Below are 23,950 nucleotides of genomic sequence, written 5' to 3'. Positions count from 1 at the left end.
TGTGACTTAGTGTCCGCGCTGCACGATATAGTCTGCGAGCTGCTGCAGTAGCAGGGTATCGCCATCGAGACTTTGCAGTGCCTGGGAGGCCTGGGCGTGCAGTTTTGCCAGCTTGTCCCGGGCGCCGTCGACGCCGAGCAGAGAGACATAAGTGGGTTTGTTGCGCAGGGCATCGGCGCCCTGGGTTTTGCCCAGAACCGCGGTTTCAGCAGTGATATCGAGAATATCGTCCTGAACCTGGAATGCCAGGCCAATAGCTTGGGCGTAGCGGGTAATAATCTCCAGCTCCCTCTCGCTGGCACCGCCCAGCAGTGCGCCCATACGAGCGCTGGCACAAATCAGAGCCCCGGTCTTGAGGCGGTGCATGGGCTCCAGCTGATCCAGGGTCAGGGTTTGGTCAACGGAGTCCAGGTCGATAGCCTGGCCGGCGACCATACCTCGGGCCCCCGCCGCAGTGGCGAGCTCACGCATAAGCTGTAACTGCAATTGAGGGGCGAGGGGTTCAGCGAGGAGCAACTCGAAAGCCTGGGTTTGCAGTGCGTCGCCGGCGAGAATGGCTGTGGCTTCGTCATAGGCGATATGACAGGTGGGGCGACCTCGACGAAGGTCGTCGTCATCCATTGCCGGCAGGTCGTCATGAACCAGGGAGTAGGCGTGAATGCACTCCAGGGCCGCCGCTGTGCTATCGCAATAGGCCAAGTCAAAATCGACTCCCCGAAAAACCTGGGCACAAGCGTAGACGAGAGCGGGGCGCAGGCGTTTGCCGGGGCCCAGTGCGGCATAGCGCATTGCTTCGAACAGCTTTTCTGAGCCGTCGATCGGGGTGTTGAGCGCCTGCTGGATTCGGCTTTCGACGCGTGTGGAGGAGGCTTGTAGGAAGGCTTTCAGCTCCTCTGGCAGGTTTGCGGAACTCACTTAAACTGGGTCCCCGGAGTTGTCGTCGGCATCAAAGGGGAGCTCGCGGATATTGCCGCTCTCTTCAATTAACAGCTTCACTTTCTGCTCGGCTTTGGCGAGCTTCTGTTGGCACTCCCGGGTGAGTTTCACTCCCTTTTCGAAATCAGCGAGAGCCTCCTCCAATGGGAGATCTCCGCCTTCGAGTCGCTCAACCAGCTGTTCCAACGCCTCGAGACTCTCTTCAAAAGTTGATGTTTTTTTCTTTGCCGCCATAGCATCGCCTCTTAATTGCGGGGCAACCTTAGCGGCTGGCGCTGCGGGGGTCAATTCCATGGCCCCCTCATCCGGGAGCCTCCTCTCAGTGTCGTTTAGGAGCGCAATTCCTAGAGGCTCGACTCCCGGGATAAAAGATAGTGCGCCAGGGCTTTTTTCTGCACCGCCGTAAAGTTGTAGTTAGGCATTGGTGGTGTTGGGGCGTCGAAGTAGTCAGCCAGGGTCTGCGCTGTGTATTTAGCGGACAGGTTGCGCAGGGGAAACTGGGCCTGATGGCAGTGGGCACAATCGTTAGACCGATAGAGCTGGGCGCCCAGTTGAACCACCTCGGCATCTATTGAAAGCGCGTTGGCCGTGGATGTTTTTTGCAGTTGTGGCTGCTGTGTTGTCAATACAGCTTGGCGAGGGGGTCCTTGGCTTACACGATAAACTGCACCGGCGTAGTCATCGGAAATATAGATGTTGCCCAGTTTATCCTCGGCGATGGCGACAGGGCGGCCGTAAACCGTTTGGCGGTCATCGCTGAGAAACCCCCACAGGAAATCCCTCTGTTGAATTTCCCCGTCGTTACTCCAGTGCAGGGAGACAACTTTATAACCATCTTTCACGCTGCGGTTCCACGAGCCGTGCAGGGCGACCAGCGCTGCATGGCGATAATCCTTAGGCTGTTCCACACTGCGCAAAAATTTAATCCCGAGTGGCGCGTTGTGAGCGCGAAATTCGTACACAGCAGGAATTGAGTCAGCAATCTTTTGCTGGATTTCAGGGCTTGCATCCACCCCAAGATCCGGATCGGGAACCCGGTCACCGTAAGCGTAGGGCCATCCGTAGAATTGGTCTTTGCGAATCAGGTTGAGCTCATCTGGCGGCAAGTTGTCGCCGAGCCAATCGCGGCCATTATCTGTTGCGTAAAGTCCGCCATCTTTTGGAGACCAATCGAACCCCACACTATTACGCAGGCCGGTGGCGTATATTTCAAAATTATCTCCGTTTGGTTTCATTCTCATGATGGTTGCGCGGCGAGGATCTTTTTCAATACAAACGTTGCAGCTGGAACCACTGCTGAGAAAAAGCCATCCATCGGGACTCATATCAATAGTTTTTGTCCAGTGTCCATCGTCCTCAAGATTTTCAATAATTCTCTGGTAGCGCCCAGCGAGTCGCCCATCGGAATGATCAAAGGGGACCCGTCCAACTGCGTCACTTTCGGCAATATATAACCAGCCGTCGTGTAGTAATAATCCGTGGGGCCGTTGAAGATTATCAATAAGGGTCTTTTGCCCGTCACTGCGGCCGTCGCCGTCTTTATCCTGTAATAAAAGTGAAACTTTGCCGTGTCTCGGCTGAGAGACAATGATGTCTCCGCTGCGGGTCACTATGAGCCAGCGTGCGCCAGGAACATCCCTTGCGAATAATTCGACCGAATATCCATCCGCTGCCGTTAGCCTGCCTGTCACTTCTTTTTCTGTTGTTTTGACACCACCGACCAGTTGGCGCCAGGGTACACTGACACTGGATTTAAAGGTGGCCAAGGCGGTAGAAAGCACCGCTCCCAGGGCAATAAAAAATATTAGCGTATATTTCAACGTTTTCTTCATGGTATCGATTGAACTTGAAATAAAGAAGTTTATAGTTGCCGCGCTTACTTTTTTACCCCTATAGTTAACGCGGGATTAATTTCCTGTCTCCCCTCCCTTTTGTAACAGGTAACTCAGTTTGTGAGATATCTCTTACATAAAATTCAGCAGATTTCCCCTACTTTTTTCTCCCTTGATGTCCATAATTAACTTGCAAGGACGCGAAAGGGACTGCACTACTGCGGCAATGGATAAATGGATTGCGCCGCTCGCCCTAGGGATATGGGCACCATCCTGTGAGACGCACCGCCCGGGCCGGATTGCCTGGGCGGTGTTTTACATTCTGCTTTAATCTGCCTGTTGCTGCCTACAACACTTTCCAGAATTTATACCTATCCTTTGTAATTTGCTGTAATTCCACCATCGGCTTGTCACTGTCTGGAATTTGTAATAGTTATCCGCTTTAATGTTGATAGGCCGGCCAAATTACCCATGAGCCGGCGGAGGGTGGCGCATTCAGTAATCTACCAGCAGAAGTGCCCGTATTACCCAAGGCAAAACTACGCCTGTGGGCATCTGTATTTTCGTTGGTAAAAAAGCTTTCAGACTCCTCCATCTTGTCTGGGAGCAAGCTTTTACTTTCGAAGGTGGCAGTTTTTTCTAATGCTGTGAATCGCGCCAGCTTCTGTCATCGTCATCCAGTCCCTTCGATCTGTCACTCCAAAACTTCTTTTTTCTTCTTTATAAAAACTGTTGTGATTACACGGAAACAGTTCCGGGGCTGCCTTGTTCTATTCGACTGTGGGGAGGCGAGGTTATGCACGCGAGAATATTGCGTTTAAACCTGGCGGGACAACCGCTGGAATGGCTGAGTTGGCAAGAGGCATCCTGTCTGTACGTGCGGGAGCTGGTTACATGGTCGCTGGGAGGTGTTGTCCAGCGGGTGAGAGGAGGCTTTAATCGCAATGGCGATCGCTCCAGCCTCGATCTGGCCGCTATTATCGCCTGTGGCGGTGCACGTATGGCCCGTCCGCGCCGGCGCCCACCTCTAACAAATCGAGCACTGTTTTTTCGCGATTCCCATACTTGTCTTTATTGCGGTAACTTCTTTAAAAGTGTGGATTTGACACGGGACCATGTTATTCCTGTTTCCAAAGGCGGAGTTGATTCCTGGGAAAATGTGGTTGCGGCCTGCAGGCGCTGTAACCAGCATAAGGGCAATCAATTATTGGAAAATATCGACATGGAGTTGTTGGCTTTGCCCTTCTGCCCCAATGCAGCTGAATACCTTGCCCTGATTAACAGTGAGCGGATTCGCGGCGATCAGATGGAGTTTCTGCGCGGCCAGTTTTCACGGCGACGTCAACAGGGGTGGTTGTTGCACTAGCCCGTCGGATCAAAATGAGCAAAAAAGAAAAGGGGCCAACAGGCCCCTTTTAATTATGTCTTGTCGTTAGGTGAAGATACCGCAGAGCGGATCAGGCCGGCCAGGTATTCGGTGAAATTGTGCCCGTGGTTTTCCATCATTTTGGGGAACATGGAGTTAGGTGTCATACCGGGAAAAGTATTGACCTCATTGAGGTAGAGTTCGCCGGTCTCTGTCAGGAAAAAGTCTATGCGGGACAAATCCTTCAGCTTTAGGGCTTTAAAAGTGCGCAGGGATACTTCGGCTATCCATTGAAGCTGTTCTTCGTGAAGATCAGCAGCTTCGATAAAGGTGACCGCGCGGCTGCCCTCGGCATACTTTTCCTTATAAGTGTAAAAAGTATCCGTTGGGGCGCGTACTTCTCCCGGGTGGGTTGCGATCACATCATCATCGTAGTGGTAAACCGCAACTTCTAGCTCTCTGGCTTTCAATGCTTTTTCTATCAGCACATAAGGGGAGAGTTTAAAGGCGTCCTCGATCGCGGCCTCTAAGCCCTCTTTGTCACGGACCTTAAAGCAACCTACGGAAGATCCCTGATTGGAGGCTTTAACAAATACCTCGCCCCAGTTCTCCAGGGCATCGTGAGCTTTTTGTAGCTCCTCGACTTCAGTGCTGTGCAAAAACTCGTAAGGTGTGTTTTCAATACCCAGAGCGCTGAGCCACATCTTGGTTTTAATTTTGTTAAAGCAGATTTTGCTGGGCTCAGGTGCAGAGCCGAAATAGGGGATGCCGAACATATCCAGTTGCGACTGCAAATCGCCGGTCTCTCCCGGGTAGCCATGAATTGCAGGAATTACGTAGTCCACATCCCAGGAGTTACCTTCTTCATCGCGAATTTTGCGATCGTAAAAGATATGGTAAACCCGGCCCTGGCTGTCGGTAAGGCAGCCACTGCTATCCATTTCCACCCGCAATAGGGCGATGTCCTCTGCCGCTGACAACTTGTCCTCGATAAAATCAGCAGTTCTGAGGGATACGTCGTGCTCGCTGCCGCCACCGCCGCAGATAAGCAAGGTGTTAATCATAAAATTATTCCGTCGTAGTGCCTGCCGAAGGTGCGGTTAATACCTGTTCGCACTGTTGAGGCAAGGTCTTTGGTTTCGGCTTTTTCTGTTTCGGCTGGGGTTTAGTGCCATTGAGAATTGCATAGAAGTCATCGCTAAACCACCAATCCAGGTCACTGCCACAGGCTGCAGTGGTCACTGGTGCCTGGGGCTTACAGTTGGTGCTTCCCTCTGGGCAGGCCAGGCGCACATGAAAATGGTAATTGTGCCCCCACCAGGGGCGCACTTTTCGCAGCCACTCGTTATCTTCGCCGGATATTTCGCACAGGTGGCGCTTGATGGTCGGGTGTACAAAAATTCGTTCGACCCGCTGGTCCTCTGAGGCCAAGCGCAGGATTTTGGGAACCCGGTCGTCCCAGTTTTCAGGGATTAGGCGGTGTTTGCGCTCATCAGCCAAGGCAACAGCAGAAATATTATCACGCTCCCACGGGGTGAGGGGACGCTCTGCGGCTCGCCGATCCTGGGAATACCAGATGTCTACGTCCAGGCCAGTTTGGTGGCTGTTGTGCCCACCACTGCCGAAAGGGCCCCCTCGAGCCATAGACATGTCACCGATCTGGATTCTGCCCAGATCTTTCTGCGCCACGCTCTGGGAAAACTCCTTTAGGAAGTTAATGGTCTGGGGGTGGGCAAAATGTCGATCGCGGCCAGTCCTCACCAACTGATAGCCCTCTCCCCTCAATGGCAGGGTCTCTCCGCCACTCAGGCAGCCATTGGTGTAGGTGCCAATACTCGATGGTGTCTGTGCACTGGGCACTTCGACCTTATCCCAGTCGTTGGCACTTGCGGCGCCGCTCGCTAGGGCCGAGGCGAGAATCAGGGTGTGGGTTATTTGCCGTAAAAATCCCGCTTTAAAGGGGCTAACGGCCTCGGTAGTGGATACTGAATTTTGAGCTTTCGGGTGCATAGGTCCCTGGATACCAATAAGTCACAGTTGTCGGGCCACCTCAAGTGGCGCCCGACGAGTATAGACAGACAGAGTGCTAGCTCTGTGACGCAAGTATTTCTTTGCAGTTCCGTATCAGCTGCTCCATTTCCTCATCGGTGCCAATAGAGATACGCAAGTACTCACTGATCCGGGGCTTGTTGAAGTAACGTACGAGAATATTACGCTCCCGCAGTGCCAGATACAGGGCTTCTGCGCCGGGCTCCGGTGGTTTGGCTAGAAGGAAATTGGCTTGGGAGGGAATCACTTCGAACCCCAGGTCTGTAAGCGCCCGCTCACAGCGCTCGCGGGTGGCGATGACCTTGCCGCAATTGTCGCTGTGCCAGGCGGTATCGCGGATCGCTGCGGTGGCCACACGCTGTGCAATGGCATCAATGGGGTAGGAGTTAAAGGAGTTCTTGGCTCTTAGCAATCCTTCAATCAGGTGCTTCTGCCCCATGGCAAAGCCGAGGCGAAGCCCTGCGAGGGCATAGGACTTTGACAGTGTGTGTATTACCAACAGGTTGGGGTAGCGATCGATGAGTGTTGCTGCGCTCTGGCCGCCAAAATCGATATAGGCCTCATCAATAACCACCACTCTCTCAGGCTGTGAGCGCAATAGCTGCTCAATCTGCTCTAGCGGCAGGTACCGTCCCGTGGGTGCATTGGGGTTGGGAATAATTACACCGGCTGCGGGAGCGGCATAGTCCTCAAGCTGGATAGAGAAATCAGCGTGCAGGGGAACAGTGCGGCTTTTGATATTGAAGAGCTGGCAATAAACCGGGTAAAAACTGTAGGTGATATCCGGAAATAGCAGGGGCTCGCTGCGGCGGAAAAAACTGTAGAAACTCAGCGCCAGTACTTCATCGGAGCCATTGCCCACAAATACTTGCTCGGCAGAGAGGTTGTGCTTATCGGCAATAGCGCGACGCAATTCACAGGACTCCGGGTCGGGATAGCGGCGCAATGCATCGGCAAAGTCGTGTTGCTCCAAGAGCCTTAAAGCTTCGGGGGAGGCAGGGTAGGGGTTCTCATTAGTATTGAGCTTTATCAGGGTTTCACTCTTGGGCTGCTCCCCGGGTGTATAGGGTTCCAGCTGGTCGAGCCCTGGGCTCCAATAAATCTTGCTCATGATTCCACCTCTGCGGTACTACTTTGATTGTCGCTGGAAGAGCCTTCAGCGCCTTCTTTAGTTTCTTTTTTCTTAATGGGGATATCAAACAGGTCGGCCGAATTTCCAATAAATTCCTGCATGGGAACAGGGTTGCGGAACAGCATATTATCGTATTTCAGCTCTGTGGATATCGGCGGAACCTCGCTGAATTCGTCCATGTTGTTAACGCTTTCAGCTAAACCTAGGCCGAGGAATGCCAGTGGCAGTGTCAGTGCCACTGTCCAGCGCCAGCCTCTGGCGAGGTTGGTGGCCAAATAGCAGGCGGACCAGAGCATTGCCGGTAATATGATGGCGAGTACCAGGAAGTCCAGGACCTGAATAGTAGTGCCGATGGCAAAATTGAAATTGATCAGCCCCCTCAGCCATTCCCAAAAAGTGTAAGTAAGTGCACCTATGGCGGCGATGGATAGATGGGTGAAAAAGTGCGTTTCATGCCTGACAACCCTGCCGATAAACGCCCAGACTCCGGCGTAAATCACCATGCCAATTATGGCCGTGGCAAGAATGTTGACGGCAATAGTCCATTGATAGTTTCGGGCGTAACCGAGGTAGCTCATCAGTACGCTGGCGAAGCCAAAACACAACAGCAGCAGTATTGCTCCCAGGGGGTGGGACAAGCTGGAAAACAGGTTTTCCAGTGAATGGAGAGGGGTAGCTTCAGGTACCGGGTCATCCGTATGGAAAACCCGGAAGCGTGACTTCCCACACTGCAGCAAGTCACCGGAGGAAATCCTGTGTTGAGCGATGGTATCTGGTTTAACGGACTTATCTTTCAGGTTTCCCAAAAGCTGGCAACCGTTGGTCGAATTGAGGTCGTGTAAGACGTACTGGCCGTCCTCTCCCCGCTTGATTTCGGCATGGTGGGCATCGGAATGGATGTCCTCCAGAATTGCATCGTTGTCGTAAGCGCGGCCCAGGGTAAATTTATCCCCGTCCATTCGGTAGCGCAGCTGCACCCGGTGGGCGCGATTGAGTTCTTCAATAATCAGGGCCATTGGATCTCGCTCGTAAACTTCTGAGTAAAGGCGTCGGCGGACTCCTGGGTAAAGCCGGACAAGGTAAAGTGGCTGACCAGTGCGCGATTTTTCTGATCCACACTTAGGCTCAGGAAGAAAATATCGTAGAGGTCAGGAAAGTCCTTGTAGCGCCTGACACAGTAGCTGGTGCGCGCGATCAGGGGCTCGCGATTGCGATCCGGCTTCGATACCGAGGTTTCATTGCCGCGCTCCTGAGAGGTAAATCCTTGCTGGCAGCGGAAATTGGTTACATCTTCTTCTCCAGCGCTATTGCCTGGGTAAAAGGAGTCCATCTGCCCTTCGTACTCGGCATAAAAGCGCGCGGGCAGAAGATCCTCGGCTTGCAGCCAGAAAAATTCGTACTCTACCCGCCCGGTGTTGAAGTCGTCGGACAGGAAAATAACATCTTGTCCGGTGCAGCCTTTATCAATTCGCTTGATCGGATTGGTTTCGCTCTCTTGGGTGTTTCCCCAGCATTTAATGGCTGGAATTATTTCACCGACAACCTGGGCCTCACCGAGGGCGCGACGCTGCCAGTCGGCCCTAAGTATTGAGTCGATAATTTTTTGCTGGTTATCCAAAAGCTGTTGATAAGTTACTTGCTTCAGGTTGAGAGTGCCGCCTTCAGCGCGGTAGTGTTTTAAAAGTGACGACAGCTTATCCACTGGTACCAGGAAGCTAACCTGGTTGCCTGCAGTCGCCACATTAATGCCCACTACCTGCCCTTGGGTATTGATCGCTGGCCCGCCGCTCATTCCCGGATTAATAGATCCGGCAAAGTGAATACGATCGTAGAAGCTACCGCCGGCAATACCGTTATAGGTCCCGGGAATCAAGGTCATGCCGAGGTCCAATGGGTTGCCCAGGGAGACAATGGTTTCCCCTTTTTTGGGGGTGTCTGTCGCCAACTCCAGGTATTCGTCTCCCGGCTTCTCCTGGCGCAGCAGCGCCAGGTCATTGACGACATCAATATCCAGTAGAGTTAATTTTCCCCGGGTGCCATTAACTGCAAGATATTCCAGGGAGTACTCGTCCGGCTCGCTAACCGCTTGAGCCACTACGTGGTAATTGGTGGCGATCAATCCATCGGGGGAGATTTGAAAGCCTGACCCCAGGCCGGCTTTTGAATTGGAGGATTTTTCGATAAGTCGAATTTGATAGAGGCTGCCGCGATAATCACTGTAGAGCTTTTCATAGCCTTGCGCCATTGCAACAGTGGATAAGCAGCACAGAATCCAGGCGAAGAGCCACGTGGAAAGTTTCGGCATTTTGAATTGATTAAATTGTGGACAGGAAGCGTGATACTACGGGATATAGGATAGTGCAACAAGCGCCCATCACCGGCGCTATCTACCAGTGATGGGTTTGTTTTGGATGGTCAGAGATAGTCCACAATTTTTGGCTGTGTCTCTATCACTTTTTGGTGCGACTCGAGATAAAAGCGGCTGAAGAGTTTGTCGGCTTCTTCCGGAGCGATAAAGCCCTCGCTAAATCCTGGGCTAACTGGATCGAGATGCAGGCGCGCGCAGTTGATCACATGGGCGGCCATCTGCGCCATATTTTCATCCCCAACAGAAATTCGGATGGTGGTTGGGAATATACCCGCCGCTTCCATCGCTTCAGGTGATAGCTCTGAGTGAGATGTCAGGGCGGGGCACAGCACCATGGTATTTGTCTGGCCCAAGCTTACCATTTGCCCGAAAGCGGGCTCCAGCGCGTCAAAGAAACTTTTAAAGGCTTCGGTGGGAATTTGCGCAGCTTCCATGTCAATGCTGAATAGTGGTGTGGGGAACTGGTAGCGCATCAGCGATTCTCGCAGCCCGGAATTGGGATGGGTTTCCACTGCATGGCTGTTGACACGAATCTTGCTGTGACTGGCGAAGAAATGGCTGAGGCTCAAAGTATTAATACACTTGGTGAGCATGCGCATTTCCAGGGTACGCATACCGCAATGCACTTCCCAGGCCTTGTCTGCATCCAGGAAAGCCCCCTTGATGTAATAAACATCCCAGAACATGCACTGATCCCAATTAAGGCCTTTTGCGCTGTCACCTTTAGGGATAAACATGCGGTGGTTTTCGCCGATAACCACACCGGCAGTGGCGGCACCGGTGCCGCCGATATCCTTGGTGTAGGAGTGAACAACAAAATCCGGTCTCTCTTCCCTATCTTTGCGGCGCAGTGGCTGATATAGGAAAGGGGTTGCCAGGGTGGCATCCAGGCTTACCAGGATATTTTCCCGGTGAGCGGTTTTACAAACAGCCGGTACATCCAGCATGATCCCGTGGGGATTGCATGGAGACTCAATATAGACATGTATTTTTGCTCCGGCACTGATTGCGTCTGCGTATGCTTGCTGGGTATCAGCCAGTAGCTTTTCGAACTCTTCACCGGTAGTGCCATCAAACCAGGCCAGATTGATAGACAGTTTATCTTTGCGGGCGTAGAAATCCTGTAATAGCTGGTGAGTGCCGCCATAGATATTCCTGGAAACAATTAAGATATCCCCGTGGCGCAATTGATTTGATAGGAGTGCATCGATTGCAGCCATACCGGAATTGAAATTCCAGGCCATGTATTCACTGGCTTCAGGTCCGCATTCCAAATCCACAATAGCATTGGCCAGGGAAATGGAAGTGGGGTTGAGTAAACGTGAATAAATATCGTGGCTCGGCTCGCGCCCACGGAAAGCATCGTCCACCCACTCGGTGCAGGCATAAATGTAAGTTGCCGTGCGGGCAATTACCGGGGTAGCAGAAAAAATAGCGGGAATATTATCGAACAGGGGGTAACCACCCCGTGTGGTGATATTAAAGTCGTCTCCCTGTAGGCTCTGAAAGCTGGCGCGCAATGGGTTTTGTAAGGTGTCCAATAATTTCGCCAGCTGGAAACTCATAAATCGCTTGGCATTGAAATAGGCAATCTTGTCAGATTTGTCCAAGCGCTGGAGTGTATCGGTTACCTGGCTCCACAGTTGGCTCAGATTTCCCTGTGCCTGGTAGAGCAGGGTTGCGGTCTGTTCTAACAGTTTTCCATGCTCTGATTCACTATCAATACAAAAGTGCTGCAATTGCTCTTTTGCCAGTTCATCAATATTTTTTGCCTCGGTGCTGTTGCGGCGGGGAGAGAGAATTTTTACATCTTCTAGGTTCGCTTCCATTGTGTCCTCACTACGTGATGCTTTTTGTTATATGGCGACTCTAACAGTCATCTGCGTCGTATAAAACACTTGGCGAGCAATCAGTGTGTAATTTGCTGTGTTTTGGCGTGATCGATCTGTAATTTGGAAATCTGTACAGTAGCTTCCAGTTGAGGGGGTAGGTGGCTGTGGTAATGGTTGCCGGCCATGGAAAGGCAGCCCCCACAACATTTAAATAGGATTTAATTTCCTCGTAGCCTTAGGTAGTGCGATGAAATAAAGGGATTCAGCGCAAGCTGAACGGTCAAGCTGGAATCGACAGGTGTAGAGTCTTAGTCGATTCTCTTGGATGAGCTTGTCCGGGCATGGATGCCAAATTTTGCTCTTGATAGTGTTGTTGTAACCGTCGATGGTTGGGACCATCATTTCGGGCCGGCAGTTTTATTACTGCCGGCTTTTTTTTAATTTGGACTCCATTTTGAGAGCGATTACCCATACAATATTTTCCAGTCTTCAAGCCTGCCGTGTAGCACCCAATAAAGTTCTGAGACGCAATTCAAATTGGATTGAATTGGCGAAAGGGATCATCGATTGATTTCAACAAGCTCCAAGAATAGTTTTATATTTATTTTAAAAAATATGCCCTGATTCTGGTCTCGGTGTCGCCATAGTGGAAAAGGAATAATCCTTCCACTCTTGGTTCTGCTTAAATTAAGCGTTTATCAAATGTTATTTTTGGCGTACGACGACTCCGTGTGTCTATTTTAATTATTTGGTGTGTGGTTGCCTGTAATGAGGTGTGATCGACCTGTAATCCTTAAGTCTGTACATTGACGTCCAGTTGAGGGAGTACAGGTGGCTGTGGGAACAGTTACCTCGCCATGGAAGGGCAGCTCCCACAATAAAATTTCGGATGGATTTAATTCTCCTATCGCCCTGTGCGCGTTAGAGAGTAAAGGGATTCAGCGCAAGCTGAACGGTCAAGCTGGAATCGACAGGTGCAGAGCCTTGGTCGATTCAACTAGATATGCTTGTCCGGGGACGGATGCTGAAGTTTGCTCATGATAGTGTTGTTGTAACTGTCGATGCTTCGGGTCAGTAGCTTCAGTTCTACTGGCTTTTTTAAAGTTGAGACCGGTTATGATAACGCGGTCAAGGACGTAGTTTACAACAAGATAAAATGTCCTTTGGTGATACCATATAACAAATTTTTAGAGAGGGATGGAAATATGGTCAATTGTGCTGACCTACCTGTACTTGACGTAAAGGTGCCTAAAGAAGGGTTAAAACTGGATTTGGTTCTTCAGCCTAAAGAGCAAGAAGATGGTAAGCCTCAGTACTGGCCGCTGTTTAATGCGGTTAACCCTGAAGAGCACTTCGGCAATATGCACTTCAAAATCCATAAGCGTGCAGTATTGACTCTGGAGGTGACTCTGGATTTATCACAAGTACCGGGTCGTGAGTTGGAATTTGTTCGCTATCGCCAGAACCATAAGTTAGATGGTCTTATTGCCCTGAGCCCGGATTTTCGTCACCAGTTCCGTGCTCGCGCTAAAGAAGTGGATGGTGAATTCACTAAACTGATTATCAAAATTAGGGATAGAGAGGATATCCCCGATAACTTCTCTTTCCTATGGATGTGCATGGATGCGGAAACCGGTGCGCACTTTGTCTCTGGGGATCCAGAGGCGCAGGTCGACCCATTTCCAGTTAATGGCCCACTTTAGTCGCAAATAGCCGACATAACTTTTTGTGAGGTTTGGGGTTGGGTGCAGAGTTTTTTAAATGCCGGTAAGGCAAACCACTCTGCCCCCATTCCTAGCTCAATTAGCTCTTCTATATAGTAACTTGCTGATCGCCATTCCTCGGAAAGGGCATAGATAAGGGCCGCACTGTAGGTGATATCGGTGTCATCTTGGTTCATTTTAAGCAGCTTGTTAAGTATAACTATTGATTCAGCATGCTGGTTAAGGTTCGCCAGGGCTATTGCTCGGATTCGATATTTTCTAAGGCTTTGATCTCCATCCTTAATATTTGAGGTTAGCTTTAATATCTTTTCATACTCATTTATTGCGAGCTGGTTATTTCCCAGCATTTGATAGGTTTCTGCAGTTTGATATATCGTAGTTAAGTTCTGCGGTGATATAGATAGCACTTTTTTATATTTGTCTAATGCTTCCGGATATTTCCCTTGCAGAAAATAAACTACCCCTAAATTGGCTTCGGAGGTTAAGCTTCGGAATTGTTCTGGAATTGCAATGAAAGCCTTTTGGGCGGTTTCCAGGTTTCCTTGTTCTAATTCAATTACCCCAATAACAGCATGAGCCGACCAGAAATCTGGATGCTTTTCTAGAAGGATACCTAAAGTTTCTCTTGCTTCGTCATAGTTTGCGATTTGAAATTGGTTTATTGCAACCAAGTATAAGTTCAGTGCGGAGGGGTTTAGAGTTGAGGCTTGCTCTGCATAATAGAGGCCTTGCTTATAATTTTCTTGGGAATAGTAGAATCGGGCATATTGAGCAAGTATGTGTGCAGAGGGGTATCCTTTAGCCTGAAGTTTATTTAATATCGCTTCAAATCCCGCTCTATCTATGCCTGCGGATTTAATATAAAGTTGGGCTTCAAGAAGAGCAGTTTTGTCGGCCCCAGTAGATTCTGCACTGGCTAATATCCCAAGAGCCGATGTAAGTAGGCTGGTATCGTTGCTAGCCATATATAGTTTAGTGGCTATTTTCGCATATAGGGAGTATAGGTTTGAGTTTTTTGGATATTTGCCAATCAACTCTTTTGATATTTCTAAATCTTCTGGTTCGGTAGCGGTCTTCGTAAGTTTTGCAATTGTAGAAAGATACCGAGTATAGTCTTCAGGCGCCATTCTAACATCGGCGACCGACTCTTTATGGTATTTGCTTGGGAATAGGTCTATGGCACTATTCCGTATTGAATATTGGGACTCTTGTCTCTGTTGATCTGTAAGAAATATAAAAGAAATTTGCTTTTTGACTTGTTTGTCTAACGGGTTAATAACTTGTATTTCGATGTTGCAACGCAATTGCATGCACTCTAAACGTGCCGCTAAAGCATCAGTAATCCCCTTTTCCTTCAACCGTTGTAATTGGTCATCTAGGCTGGCTTGCTTTCTGGGGTTATAGCTTACTAAGGCGCTTGACTTTAGGTGGCTTGGGGTGCTCATAAGAGCTTGGCGTACCATAGCGGCGACTAGAGTGTCCGTGTTTTGATCGGTTGTTTTTCCGCTAAATTCGACAGGAAGTACTGCAATATATTTGGGGGGCAACTTAGAATAAGTTTTCCAGCCCCATGTTACAGCTGTAGCTAAAACAGCAAAGCCGGCTAAACATTTAGTCAGACGGTTATATTTCTTGCGCGGTTTGATAAGCAACTGTGTTACTGTTTCAGAGTATTGTTGGGTGTCAGCATCAATGCCATGATGGCGGACTAAAGAAAGAGCTTCGAAAACTTGCTGGGCAGAGTCTGGGCGCTGCTCGGGGCGCTTACTTAAGAGTCTATCGAGCAGTGCTACAAGTGGCTTAGGTATTTCTGGCCAGTAGGTTTGTGGAGGAATATGGGGTGCGCTACAAATTTGTTGGGCAAATGCCAGCGCATTTAAGTCTCCACGTTCAAAGGGCTTGTTGTTGCAAAGCAGTTCGTAGGCAATACTGCCCAAGCTAAATAAGTCACTTCGAGCATCCAGAGGGGTACCTTGAACCTGTTCTGGGGACATCGCCTGTATGCTGCCAGCGATATGATCTTCTCTGGTCAGTTGTTGGTCACAATCCAGCGCCTTGGCTATGCCAAAGTCGGTGATTTTTGCTACGCCATCATTAGTGACAAGGATATTTTCGAGCTTAAGATCTCTATGAATAATACCTAGGGAGTGAGCTTTACTTAGCCCCTGACATATTTGCATCAACAAGTCGAGCTTTACTGCCAGGGTAGGGCTATTTTCGCGAAGCCATTCTTTAAGAGTGACACCCTCAACGAGCTCCATAACAAGGGCGATCCCGTTAGTTTCCTCTAGTACGTCATAAAGCCGCACAATATTTGGATGATTCAACCTGGCTAGAAGTTCGGCTTCGCTGCGAAAACGGGCCTCTGCAGAATTTCCACTTAAGTCAGAGCGGAGGCGCTTAATAGCTACCTTTCGCCGAAGCTTGATATCTTCGGCTAAGTAAACAACCCCCATACCACCAGCACCCAGGGTGCGCTCAACCCTGTAACGGCCTTGATATTCCTCAGTTTTTTCCAACGCAACTACGTCCATTGTATTGAGTTCTTCTCGGATGGATGGGGGATTTTACCTGATAGTACAATTTCGTGAAGGGATCTGTCGCCTTGTAAAGGGAAATGGTTCACGTTATTCCATTCTGTTTGATTTGCTTTTGGTGACTTAAGTGCCAATTCTGTCAGTGCATAACGCTGGATAACTGGAACGCAAATCATCAAAACTGGCGATGGTACAAATAGACTGAAAGCCAACGGTAGTGAACCACACTGGGGCTGCGCCTAGCTCCAAGGTCTTTCGTATGTAGGCTTTGGCGGAGAGCATCTCACCACTTGCCATATAAACCTGAGCATGGATGTAATTTACAAACAAGCCATTGCTAGGGGCTGTGTCGTCAATCTTCAATAGTGTTTCAATGGCTTGTTCTGCCTGGCCCAGCTCTGAGTAAGCCTTTGCCCGGAGTAATAGGCCAAGCGAATCTTGTTGATTCTGTGTCAGGTTCAGAGCGTGTCGGGCAAGCTCCAATGATTTCGCTTGCCTATTTTCTAGGCGAGCAATTTCTGCGAGCATTAGATATACATGAGGGGCGTTTGGGACGCGTTCAGCGATATGATAGAGGCAGCTTTTGGTGTCCTCGAACTGCTTTTCGATATAGTAGGATAGGCAGAGATTGAAAGTATCCCAATCTCCCAGCTGTTTTAGGCCCAGCTCACTAAGGAATCGGATAGACTCCTTTGGGTGGCCTGAGCCCAACTCAATAGTTGCGAGTAGAGAAATAGCATCATTATATTGATTGTTGAGGCGGATAGCGTGTAGAAGTTGGAGTTTGGCATTCTCCATTTGCCCCATTAAAATCAGGGTTGATGCCTTTTGGTGAAGATAAATGGGACTGATACGAATATCGAGTGCATGGTTAATGACATCCAAAGCACGTTTGTAATCCCCCCCCCGCTGGTAAGCTTTCGCGCGCAGAAAGTAGTAGAGCGCTTGGTCGGGCGATTGCAATTTTAACTTTGCGAGTAAGGTCTCTGTGCGTTCAGTATCTCCCAGATAAATGGCAATACGTATCTTGGTAGCCAATACAGATGGAGAGTTGGAAATCTTTGCGGGTATGTTTTTGAGGAGCTCATTGAGCCTGCCCCGTATTTTGACTTTCCGTGAGTGATAGAGGTGGGTGACTAGCAGATCTGCCAACAACTCATAGTAAGGGGGGAAATAGGGGTTCTTCTCTAGCAACTTTTCTATCTTGGTAATTGCACTGGCAACATCTGCTTCATTATTGCGCTGCTCAAATATCTCGAGATAAAGTTGGTAATCTGCTGGACTTAAGGTGAACTGGGCTCCTTGGTTTTCTATAGGATAGTTGGGTAGCAGGTATTGCATTTGCTGAAAAATGCGTGCACGGCTCTCCAGGGGAGCATCTAGGTCCAGCATGGTGCTACGGTTGGAGGTCTCGACGAAATCTTCGGTTTCTATTAAAGCGAATGAAGCTTCGCACAGAGTCGCTTCACAGCTCAAGGCGAATTGCAGTAGTAGTTGTGCGTTGAGCGCTTTCGCCTGTTCACGCAGGGGCTTGTCTTTTAGCTGTTGTGACTCCGAATAGGGGACTAGCAGTAAAGCTGCTTGATCGGACAGCCCCTGCTTGATAGAGCTGAGGAGATTGCTGGCCAGTAACCTTTCCTCGCGGTTATGTAGACTGGATAAGTCTGGCTCAATAATCGCAATATATTTTGCCGGGGGCTCTTTGCTGCTCGGCTGGAAAAACCGTGGGAAAACTGCGGTGGCTAAGCCAAATAGTATTGTTCCGGCTGCCAAGAGTATTCCGGCTAGGAATTTGTGGCTTTTGTTTTTACGTCGGCGCTGTACATGAAAGTCTTCGGTCGTGATCGTGATTTCGCGTTCAGTGGTATCTTGTTGGGCCGATGTTAGTTGACCTAGTATCACATCTAGGTCGCCGGCTACAGCAGCAGCACTGACGGGACGCTTGTCAGGGCGTTTGGCTAGTAATTTATCTAGCAGTTTGCATAGTGCTGTAGGAAGACCTGTATTAATGACCCCTGCAGGGGGATGCGGATTGTTGATAATCCGATCGATGATAATATATGGACTTCCGTGCTTGCCAAACGGCGGTTGGCCACATAGCAAGTGATAGGCTAGCATCCCTAGCGCAAATAAATCACAGCGGAAATCCAATTTTTCGCCGAGGGCTTGCTCGGGGGACATTGCGTACCAGCTACCGGCGATATGCTGCTCTCGAGTGAGCGCTATTGTATCCTGCCAACTTCGAGCAATGCCAAAGTCCGCGATTTTAGCGATATTATTACTATCAATAAGGATGTTGTCAGCTTTTAGGTCGCGGTGAATAATGCCGGCGGCATGTGCGCGGGCCAACCCTACAGTGATTTGCTTGAGCAGTTGTATTTTTTGGCGAAGATTGGGGTTGAATTCCCGTGCCCAATAGGTGAGCGGGCGGCCATCAACATACTCCATAACGAGGGCAACATCGTCCTGCTCCTCCACAACATCGTAAATTTGTACAATATGGTTGTGGTTAAGCTGAGCGAGCAATAATGCTTCCTGGCGAATTCGCTGTGAAGCAAACTCATTGCCGGGATTATTGAGCAGTCGCTTTATGGCGACCTGTCGGTTGAGCCGCTCATCTTTGGCGAGATATACAACCCCCATTCCTCCAGCTCCAATCTGGCCGATGATCTTGTAGTGCCCGATATAAGAAGGTGGTTGCGATGACATTGTAAATCTTGCCAAGGGGTGAGTGATTCAGTTCCGCCCCCCCTGGCAAGTAATGACTGAATAGGTAAATAGGAGGCTTAGCCTTAAGCCCCTTCGCTGAAGGCGAAATTATACTACTTCCAACTCTGCTTTTGCCTCAAGTTGGTTACCTTTAAATATTTCGAATTGTGGACAACCTATACGGATTTCCCAGGAGCGACGCTCTACTAAGCTAGAAGTATCTACTGCGTCAGGTAGTGACTCGGAGATTTGTTTACGAGCACGGAAAATCTGGGTGTTTAGGTGGTTGACCGTAATACCTAGCTCATGAGTGGCCACTTGAATAGAAACCCAACCCTGAGAGTCTGTATCTATACCGCTCTGCATATCCTTGTAGCGGGCACGGGCGAGATACAGTAATAGATAGTTATGAATTCTTGCGGGTAGGGACTGCTTCATGCCTTCACGCTGAAGTTGTAACTGCACGTGCTCTTCGTGGGAGCTCACAGAGAACTTCAGCTCAAAGTCGACAATAGACAGCTGCTGCAGTGACAACTCTTTCGTTGCCCCTTGGTTGTCCGCCAGGAAAAGCTGCCAGCTATTAAGTCCACAATCTATACGATCGCCATGATTGACCAGGATTTTATCGCCATCGTCAGCGGATGCACCGGTAAACTCGTATAGCCACTGCCCGGTGAGGGGGCTGTACTGCAAGCTGGCAAGGGGCTCATTTTCATTGGGCAGCAGGTGAAACTGCTCCAGCTGCTGAGCTTCGCCGGATTGGATATCGATCAGCAAATTCTCTGGACCGTCGAGGTTCTCAACAATCCAGGCTGGATTGTTGGCTCGTCCAAATGCGATCTTGTCGCCAGTTTGAAGTGGGTAACTCTTAGCTGGCACCAGCTGCTGGCCATTTAGCCAGGTGCCATTGCGACTCAGATCGCGGATATTCCAATGTGTACCGGTCCACTGCACTGCGGCATGGATGCCCGATATCTCAGCACTTGTGATTCTTGTGTCTACTGCACCCTGCCGGCGCCCAATGGTGTGGTGTGCCATTAAGTAAACTGGTTGTTCCCTATCTGGATGCTGTAAGCAAGCCATATTCCTACCCTTCTGTCGTGGCCAACTCAAGTTGTGGCCTGATTGCGACAAAGTTCAATCATACTGGTGGGTGCCTGCTGTGATTGTCCTGCGAGTACCTCAGCAGAACGGAGTCTTGGCTTTCCATTTGTGGCGATCATTTCCCCGAGCTGAGACACTACTTGTTGTGATGGGCGCTGTTCTGCGCCGCTATCCCACTGCTTGTCTCGGAGAGAATTGCCCCAGTTCTGAATGATTTAGTCACTACGATTTTTGGAAATTGTTCTATTTTTGCGCTCCCTTGATAACTGTCTCTAGGGGAGTGCAATAATTGTCAGTAATTGCTTCCATTTTCGCTGAAAAGTTGTGCCGCCGTCAAAAATCTTAAAGACCTTTTCGTACTTTTACTTGTGACTTGGTTAATGTTCTCCAAATACACGGCTGCACACTAGTTTAATGGATACTTGCTTGTATCTTTGTCGATCGCATCTACTTTAATCGATGACTACACAATATATTTCATAGTTGTACGTCGGTGCTAGCGGCATTACTGCTAATTTGGTAAATGGTTACCACTTTTGCTGTTATTGAAAATAAGTCTCAATTGTAAAAGAGAATATATATTATTAACCGTTAAATTTGGCACTTTTGACGGCTTGTATGTCATTGTTGAAAAGGTTGATTTGAAGTAGCTGCTTTGGCGCGCTATTTATCAGATGCACTTAGGTGGCACTTTGCAGCTAAAGAATGAAAATTTAGCGGTAGTGAAGCCCGAAGCAAAACGCTGGGGCACTCTGACGATTTTTAACCTTTGGGCCAACGCCGCACAAAGTCTCGCTGGCTATACCCTGGCGGCAACTCTATTCCTCGGTCCCAATACGAATGCTTGGCTGGTTCTCGCTGGGATCGCTATTGCAGCAATTTTAATTATCATCCTGTTAAATTTAATCGGTGAACCGAGTGTTAAATACGGTATACCGTTTCCCGTATTGGCCAGGGCGAGTATGGGGATCCGAGGTGCTAACGTCCCTGCGTTGCTTCGGGGGAGCGTGGCAATATTTTGGTACGGTGCGCAGACTTGGTTTGCTGCCCATGCCATGTCTTTATTACTGAGAGAGTGGTGGCCACAAGCTGTCGGAGGGCAGTGGCTGGCAATGGACCGGATCGATTGGGCCTCCATCGTACTTGTCTCCTTATTTCAGGCTCTTCTATTTTTCAAAGGTATCAATACGATCCGTTGGTTTATCAACCTGGCTGCGCCATGTGTCTATGGAGTGATGCTGGCTCTGTTGTGGATGCTAGTAGTTCGCAGTGACGGACAGTTTGTATTTGCAGTTGCTACTTTCTTTGATCGGTCTATAGCATCCTGGGGCGATGGCTTGGTCCAGCTCATCAAAGTCACAGGTACTATGTTGGCTCTCTATGCGCCGATAATCCTAAGTTACGGAGATTTTGCTCGTTTCTGTAAGAACGAGTCTGTTATGCGAAGGGGAAATTGGCTGGGAATCACTATAAACATGACTGGCTTTGCGATAATTGTTCTGTTCACCACTATCGCCGCCCAGTCAGTTTTCCACCAGAACCTGGCAAATCCCACTGATATCGTGCAGAAGCTTGGGAATCTGGAGCTGTCATTGATCGCCGCGGTTGTTTTTTTTACAGCAACGGCCGGTATCAATGTGGTGGCGAACTTTGTGGCTCCAGTTAACGATATTTCAAATCTTCTGCCAAAGTACCTGGGGTTTCGCAGGGCGGCATTGATAACGCTGTTTCTGGCCTTTCTGATTAGTGCTTTGTGGCCCGCTGTTATCAAACAAATCGGTTTAGTGGCGTTCGTAAACTGGATGGGGGTTTTTCTGGCGCCTGCCTACGGTGTCATATTGTCTCACTACTACTTAATAGAGAAGCGCCAGATGGAAGTAGAGCAGTTGTATTACAGCGATAGTGATGGGCGTTATTACTATTTCTGTGGCTGGAACCCGCGAGCACTGCTGACTTTATTGGCGACATGTATTGTTATCACAATGTTGGCTTTTTTCTTACCGAGAGGGTTGATGGCAGGCGTCGACTGGCTATTGGCTGCGGCTGCTGCTTGCGTTGTTTATTGGAGTGTTGCGAAGCGCAGTTAGGGGGAGCCCGGAGGTATTTCCGGGCTCAGGGGGCGTACTTTTTTGTTGTTAGATACGGATACCTTCGATATCCAGGATCATCTCAACTTTCTGGGAGGCTGGGCCTAGGGATTTGATACCGAATTCTTTCAGCTCGAACTCAGTGGTTCCACTGAAGCCCTGGCGGTAGCCGCCCCAAGGGTCTTTACCGCCACCGATATTGGTAACGTCAATTGTGATTGGCTTAGTGATACCGCGCAGGGTCAGTTCGCCATTTAGACGGGCTTTGCCGTCTTCCAGAGGTTCAAAGCTAGTGCTCTTGAAAGTAGCAGTGGGGAATTTTGCGGTATCGAGGAAGTCATCACTGCGCAGGTGCTTGTCTCGCTCAGCGTGATTGCTGTTGAGGCTGGTTACATCGATGTCGACATTGATAGAAGATTTTTCTGGTTGCTTTTCATCGTAAAAGAAGGAGCCGCTGAAGTCATCGAAACGGCCGTACAGCCAGCTGTATCCAAGGTGCTTGATACGAAACTGCACAAAAGCGTGAGCCCCTTTGGTGTCGATTTTGTATTCCGCTGCTTGAGCTACAGTCCCCATCAGAGCTGCAATAAGAAATACAGAGAGCTTCTTCATGTCATTTTTTCCTTATTTGGTGGTTGAGAGTGTTGTTTGTACGTGTGAGTGATCGTCTGTAGAACCCTTTACACGGATGCCAAGGATTCTGCGCAGTGTGCCGTCACGGTCAATAAAGTGATGCTTGAGGGCTGCCAAGACATGTGCTGCTACGAGTCCAATCAGGCCCCAGGCAAGGATTTCGTGGATAGATCCCGCAATGTCTTCCTGATTAGGAATCCCTTGTAAGGTTGCAGGGATACTCACTATGCCGAAGACATCGATAGGACGGCCATCGGCGGTAGAAATCAGATAGCCGGAAACCATGATTGCCAGTAGTAACAGGTAAATCAGCCCATGAGTGGCGGTGGCGGCAAATTTCTGCCAGCTGGGTGTTTGGGGGTTGCTCGCCGGAGATGGGTTGGCAAAGCGCCAAGCCAGCCTGAAGAGTAGAAACACAAGCAGGATGATGCCCACCCCTTTGTGAATTTCAGGGGCTCGCTGATACCAGGGGTCGTAGTAGGATAGCTGGCGCATCCACCAACCGAGAATAAAAGTCCCTATGATCGCAGGGGCCATTATCCAATGGAGGGCGATGGCTACCCAGCCGTAGCTGGAGGAGCTGTTTTTGGCCTGCACTTCTCTCTCCTATTGGTAGTACGTCACACTTAGATTTGCTAAGTGCCACTAGGGTACAGCCTTTGGGCTCTACCACCAATGGGGAGTTCCTGAGTATGGGAAAGGAGTCAAAGGTGTTAATAGGAAATGCCGCGCTATATCGAGCGCCCCGGAGAGCTTTCGCGCTCGGCCGCCTGAAGGATGCGCTCACAGGATAGCCGGTCCAGGGAGGAAGAACGCTGTGCCAATTGGTCTGCCAGCCAGCTGGTGGAGTGCTCTTCATCCCCAAGGGCTAGTTGTTCCAGCTGCCAGATAACATTCAATAGGGTCTCACGCTCAAACCCCGTCTCAACCGCCTGGCTGGTAAACAGGTGGGGTTCCAGTTGTTCCAAATCGTTGCGCTTGAGTACTAACTCCGCATAGGTAGGGTACCAGCGACTGCTAAACGGTTCTGGCCGCTGGTGATAGTCGAAGGTGATTCGCAGCCGGTTTCCGTCGGCATCTTCCAGAAGCGGAGTGTCATGTTCGTAGGCGGGCAGCGCTGGATTATTCCGCAAAATATCCACGATGGCGTGCCAGTCACTGGGATTTTCGTAACAGAGCCTGACAGGCTCTACCAGTTCACGGGTCCCCTTGTGATCTTCCAAAGACAGTTTTTGGCCTGGACGGTACCAGTACAGGTTAAGAAGCTGCTCATCGGCCAGGTCTGCAAGATGTGCACTGGTTAGTGGCTCTTCAGACAATGCACTCAGGTGGTCAACGGCCTGCTGTACGCTGAGCCATTGCTTGCGGTGGAAGTGTTGCTTATTACCTGTAATTCCCATTCTATTCTCCCGGCGCAATTCTACGACCTGGAGCCTCAAGTTTAGCAGGGTGCAACGCTGCTCCAGTCACTATCGTGCCTTTGCGGCGTGGGAAGATAAAAGTTGCTAATCCATGATTATAGAAAGGGTACAATGGCGCCTTTTCATATCCAGGGCATGCTGAAAAAATGAGGCCGCTCACTGGGCTGCTGTCACTGGTTTTATCCGTGCAGTTTGCGCTGATGTATCGCCGATAGATTAA

General features: G+C 49.7%; 18 protein-coding genes. 3 read left to right on the top strand and 15 right to left on the bottom strand.

Annotation, left to right across the window (positions count from 1 at the left end; all coding sequences use genetic code 11):
- Positions 1 to 6: 6 nt before the first annotated feature.
- The 3 genes from ACJJIY_RS02010 to ACJJIY_RS02000 are packed head-to-tail and all read right to left on the bottom strand — an operon-like array spanning position 7 to position 2,768.
- Positions 7 to 900: a polyprenyl synthetase family protein gene (locus ACJJIY_RS02010; RefSeq protein ID WP_445359643.1), complete on the bottom strand. Its 894-nt coding sequence runs from the start codon at positions 898 to 900 to the stop codon at positions 7 to 9.
- Positions 901 to 915: 15 nt separating this feature from the next.
- Positions 916 to 1,230, bottom strand: a complete 315-nt coding sequence (locus tag ACJJIY_RS02005; protein ID WP_444915498.1) for an exodeoxyribonuclease VII small subunit — start codon at positions 1,228 to 1,230, stop codon at positions 916 to 918.
- A 50-nt stretch (positions 1,231 to 1,280) separates the two neighbouring features.
- A complete protein-coding gene (locus ACJJIY_RS02000; protein WP_445358981.1) occupies positions 1,281 to 2,768 on the bottom strand; it encodes a PQQ-dependent sugar dehydrogenase in 1,488 nt (495 codons plus the stop codon).
- Between the two features lie 796 nt (positions 2,769 to 3,564).
- Between ACJJIY_RS02000 and ACJJIY_RS01995 the strand changes: the two genes are divergently transcribed.
- Positions 3,565 to 4,134 carry an HNH endonuclease gene (locus ACJJIY_RS01995; protein WP_282931208.1) on the top strand — a complete coding sequence of 190 codons (570 nt, stop codon included), beginning with the start codon at positions 3,565 to 3,567 and terminating at the stop codon, positions 4,132 to 4,134.
- Positions 4,135 to 4,187: 53 nt separating this feature from the next.
- Here ACJJIY_RS01995 and ACJJIY_RS01990 read toward each other — a convergent pair whose 3' ends face one another.
- The 6 genes from ACJJIY_RS01990 to ACJJIY_RS01965 form a co-directional block, all read right to left on the bottom strand.
- Complete coding sequence (locus ACJJIY_RS01990) at positions 4,188 to 5,198, bottom strand: D-alanine--D-alanine ligase (RefSeq protein WP_445355638.1); 1,011 nt, start codon at positions 5,196 to 5,198, stop codon at positions 4,188 to 4,190.
- Between the two features lie 4 nt (positions 5,199 to 5,202).
- A complete protein-coding gene (gene mepA, locus ACJJIY_RS01985; RefSeq protein WP_445358980.1) occupies positions 5,203 to 6,144 on the bottom strand; it encodes a penicillin-insensitive murein endopeptidase in 942 nt (313 codons plus the stop codon).
- Positions 6,145 to 6,220: 76 nt separating this feature from the next.
- Positions 6,221 to 7,294: a histidinol-phosphate transaminase gene (gene hisC, locus ACJJIY_RS01980; RefSeq protein ID WP_445358979.1), complete on the bottom strand. Its 1,074-nt coding sequence runs from the start codon at positions 7,292 to 7,294 to the stop codon at positions 6,221 to 6,223.
- Positions 7,291 to 8,331, bottom strand: coding sequence for an FHA domain-containing protein (locus tag ACJJIY_RS01975; protein ID WP_282931212.1), 1,041 nt, complete (start codon positions 8,329 to 8,331; stop codon positions 7,291 to 7,293). The genes hisC and ACJJIY_RS01975 overlap by 4 nt, the downstream gene beginning before the upstream one ends.
- Positions 8,322 to 9,620, bottom strand: coding sequence for a S1C family serine protease (locus tag ACJJIY_RS01970; RefSeq protein ID WP_413663356.1), 1,299 nt, complete (start codon positions 9,618 to 9,620; stop codon positions 8,322 to 8,324). The genes ACJJIY_RS01975 and ACJJIY_RS01970 overlap by 10 nt, the downstream gene beginning before the upstream one ends.
- Positions 9,621 to 9,730: 110 nt before the next feature.
- Positions 9,731 to 11,512, bottom strand: a complete 1,782-nt coding sequence (locus ACJJIY_RS01965) for a trans-sulfuration enzyme family protein (protein WP_445358978.1) — start codon at positions 11,510 to 11,512, stop codon at positions 9,731 to 9,733.
- Between the two features lie 1,208 nt (positions 11,513 to 12,720).
- Between ACJJIY_RS01965 and ACJJIY_RS01960 the strand changes: the two genes are divergently transcribed.
- Positions 12,721 to 13,218 carry a hypothetical protein gene (locus tag ACJJIY_RS01960; RefSeq protein ID WP_445355642.1) on the top strand — a complete coding sequence of 166 codons (498 nt, stop codon included), beginning with the start codon at positions 12,721 to 12,723 and terminating at the stop codon, positions 13,216 to 13,218.
- Here the strand turns inward: ACJJIY_RS01960 and ACJJIY_RS01955 are convergent.
- The 3 genes from ACJJIY_RS01955 to ACJJIY_RS01945 form a co-directional block, all read right to left on the bottom strand.
- Positions 13,215 to 15,773, bottom strand: coding sequence for a protein kinase domain-containing protein (locus tag ACJJIY_RS01955; RefSeq protein ID WP_445355643.1), 2,559 nt, complete (start codon positions 15,771 to 15,773; stop codon positions 13,215 to 13,217). The genes ACJJIY_RS01960 and ACJJIY_RS01955 overlap by 4 nt on opposite strands.
- 126 nt (positions 15,774 to 15,899) lie before the next feature.
- Entirely contained in the window at positions 15,900 to 18,485 is a 2,586-nt protein-coding gene (locus tag ACJJIY_RS01950) for a protein kinase domain-containing protein (RefSeq protein WP_444896070.1), read from the bottom strand.
- 108 nt (positions 18,486 to 18,593) lie between these two features.
- Positions 18,594 to 19,568 (bottom strand): FHA domain-containing protein, encoded by a 975-nt coding sequence (locus ACJJIY_RS01945; protein WP_444896071.1) that lies wholly within the window; start codon positions 19,566 to 19,568, stop codon positions 18,594 to 18,596.
- A gap of 713 nt (positions 19,569 to 20,281) precedes the next feature.
- Between ACJJIY_RS01945 and ACJJIY_RS01940 the strand changes: the two genes are divergently transcribed.
- Entirely contained in the window at positions 20,282 to 21,676 is a 1,395-nt protein-coding gene (locus tag ACJJIY_RS01940) for a cytosine permease (RefSeq protein ID WP_445358977.1), read from the top strand.
- Between the two features lie 48 nt (positions 21,677 to 21,724).
- Here the strand turns inward: ACJJIY_RS01940 and ACJJIY_RS01935 are convergent, their stop codons facing one another.
- The 3 genes from ACJJIY_RS01935 to ACJJIY_RS01925 all read right to left on the bottom strand — a co-directional run bounded on the left by ACJJIY_RS01935 (position 21,725) and on the right by ACJJIY_RS01925 (position 23,709).
- On the bottom strand, positions 21,725 to 22,288 hold the full coding sequence (locus tag ACJJIY_RS01935) for a YceI family protein (RefSeq protein WP_445358976.1): 564 nt from the start codon (positions 22,286 to 22,288) through the stop codon (positions 21,725 to 21,727).
- A gap of 12 nt (positions 22,289 to 22,300) precedes the next feature.
- The gene (locus ACJJIY_RS01930) at positions 22,301 to 22,906 is read right to left on the bottom strand and encodes a cytochrome b (RefSeq protein ID WP_413663349.1); all 606 of its coding nucleotides are present in this window, start codon (positions 22,904 to 22,906) and stop codon (positions 22,301 to 22,303) included.
- 134 nt (positions 22,907 to 23,040) lie between these two features.
- Positions 23,041 to 23,709: a hypothetical protein gene (locus ACJJIY_RS01925; protein ID WP_444896074.1), complete on the bottom strand. Its 669-nt coding sequence runs from the start codon at positions 23,707 to 23,709 to the stop codon at positions 23,041 to 23,043.
- Positions 23,710 to 23,950 lie beyond the last annotated feature (241 nt).

Source organism: Microbulbifer maximicatervae (SeqCode), assembly GCF_052468155.1.
The sequence above is the reverse complement of the archived record's forward strand: the minus strand, read 5'-3'. Positions and strand labels throughout refer to the sequence as shown.

Coding starts and splice junctions, on each gene's coding strand:
- ACJJIY_RS02005 (WP_444915498.1), bottom strand. CDS start 1,230: ATGGAATTGACCCCCGCAGCGCCAGCCGCTAAGGTTGCCCCGCAATTA.
- ACJJIY_RS02000 (WP_445358981.1), bottom strand. CDS start 2,768: ATGAAGAAAACGTTGAAATATACGCTAATATTTTTTATTGCCCTGGGA.
- ACJJIY_RS01995 (WP_282931208.1), top strand. CDS start 3,565: ATGCACGCGAGAATATTGCGTTTAAACCTGGCGGGACAACCGCTGGAA.
- ACJJIY_RS01990 (WP_445355638.1), bottom strand. CDS start 5,198: ATGATTAACACCTTGCTTATCTGCGGCGGTGGCGGCAGCGAGCACGAC.
- mepA (WP_445358980.1), bottom strand. CDS start 6,144: ATGCACCCGAAAGCTCAAAATTCAGTATCCACTACCGAGGCCGTTAGC.
- hisC (WP_445358979.1), bottom strand. CDS start 7,294: ATGAGCAAGATTTATTGGAGCCCAGGGCTCGACCAGCTGGAACCCTAT.
- ACJJIY_RS01975 (WP_282931212.1), bottom strand. CDS start 8,331: ATGGCCCTGATTATTGAAGAACTCAATCGCGCCCACCGGGTGCAGCTG.
- ACJJIY_RS01970 (WP_413663356.1), bottom strand. CDS start 9,620: ATGCCGAAACTTTCCACGTGGCTCTTCGCCTGGATTCTGTGCTGCTTA.
- ACJJIY_RS01965 (WP_445358978.1), bottom strand. CDS start 11,512: ATGGAAGCGAACCTAGAAGATGTAAAAATTCTCTCTCCCCGCCGCAAC.
- ACJJIY_RS01960 (WP_445355642.1), top strand. CDS start 12,721: ATGGTCAATTGTGCTGACCTACCTGTACTTGACGTAAAGGTGCCTAAA.
- ACJJIY_RS01955 (WP_445355643.1), bottom strand. CDS start 15,773: ATGGACGTAGTTGCGTTGGAAAAAACTGAGGAATATCAAGGCCGTTAC.
- ACJJIY_RS01950 (WP_444896070.1), bottom strand. CDS start 18,485: ATGTCATCGCAACCACCTTCTTATATCGGGCACTACAAGATCATCGGC.
- ACJJIY_RS01945 (WP_444896071.1), bottom strand. CDS start 19,568: ATGGCTTGCTTACAGCATCCAGATAGGGAACAACCAGTTTACTTAATG.
- ACJJIY_RS01935 (WP_445358976.1), bottom strand. CDS start 22,288: ATGAAGAAGCTCTCTGTATTTCTTATTGCAGCTCTGATGGGGACTGTA.
- ACJJIY_RS01925 (WP_444896074.1), bottom strand. CDS start 23,709: ATGGGAATTACAGGTAATAAGCAACACTTCCACCGCAAGCAATGGCTC.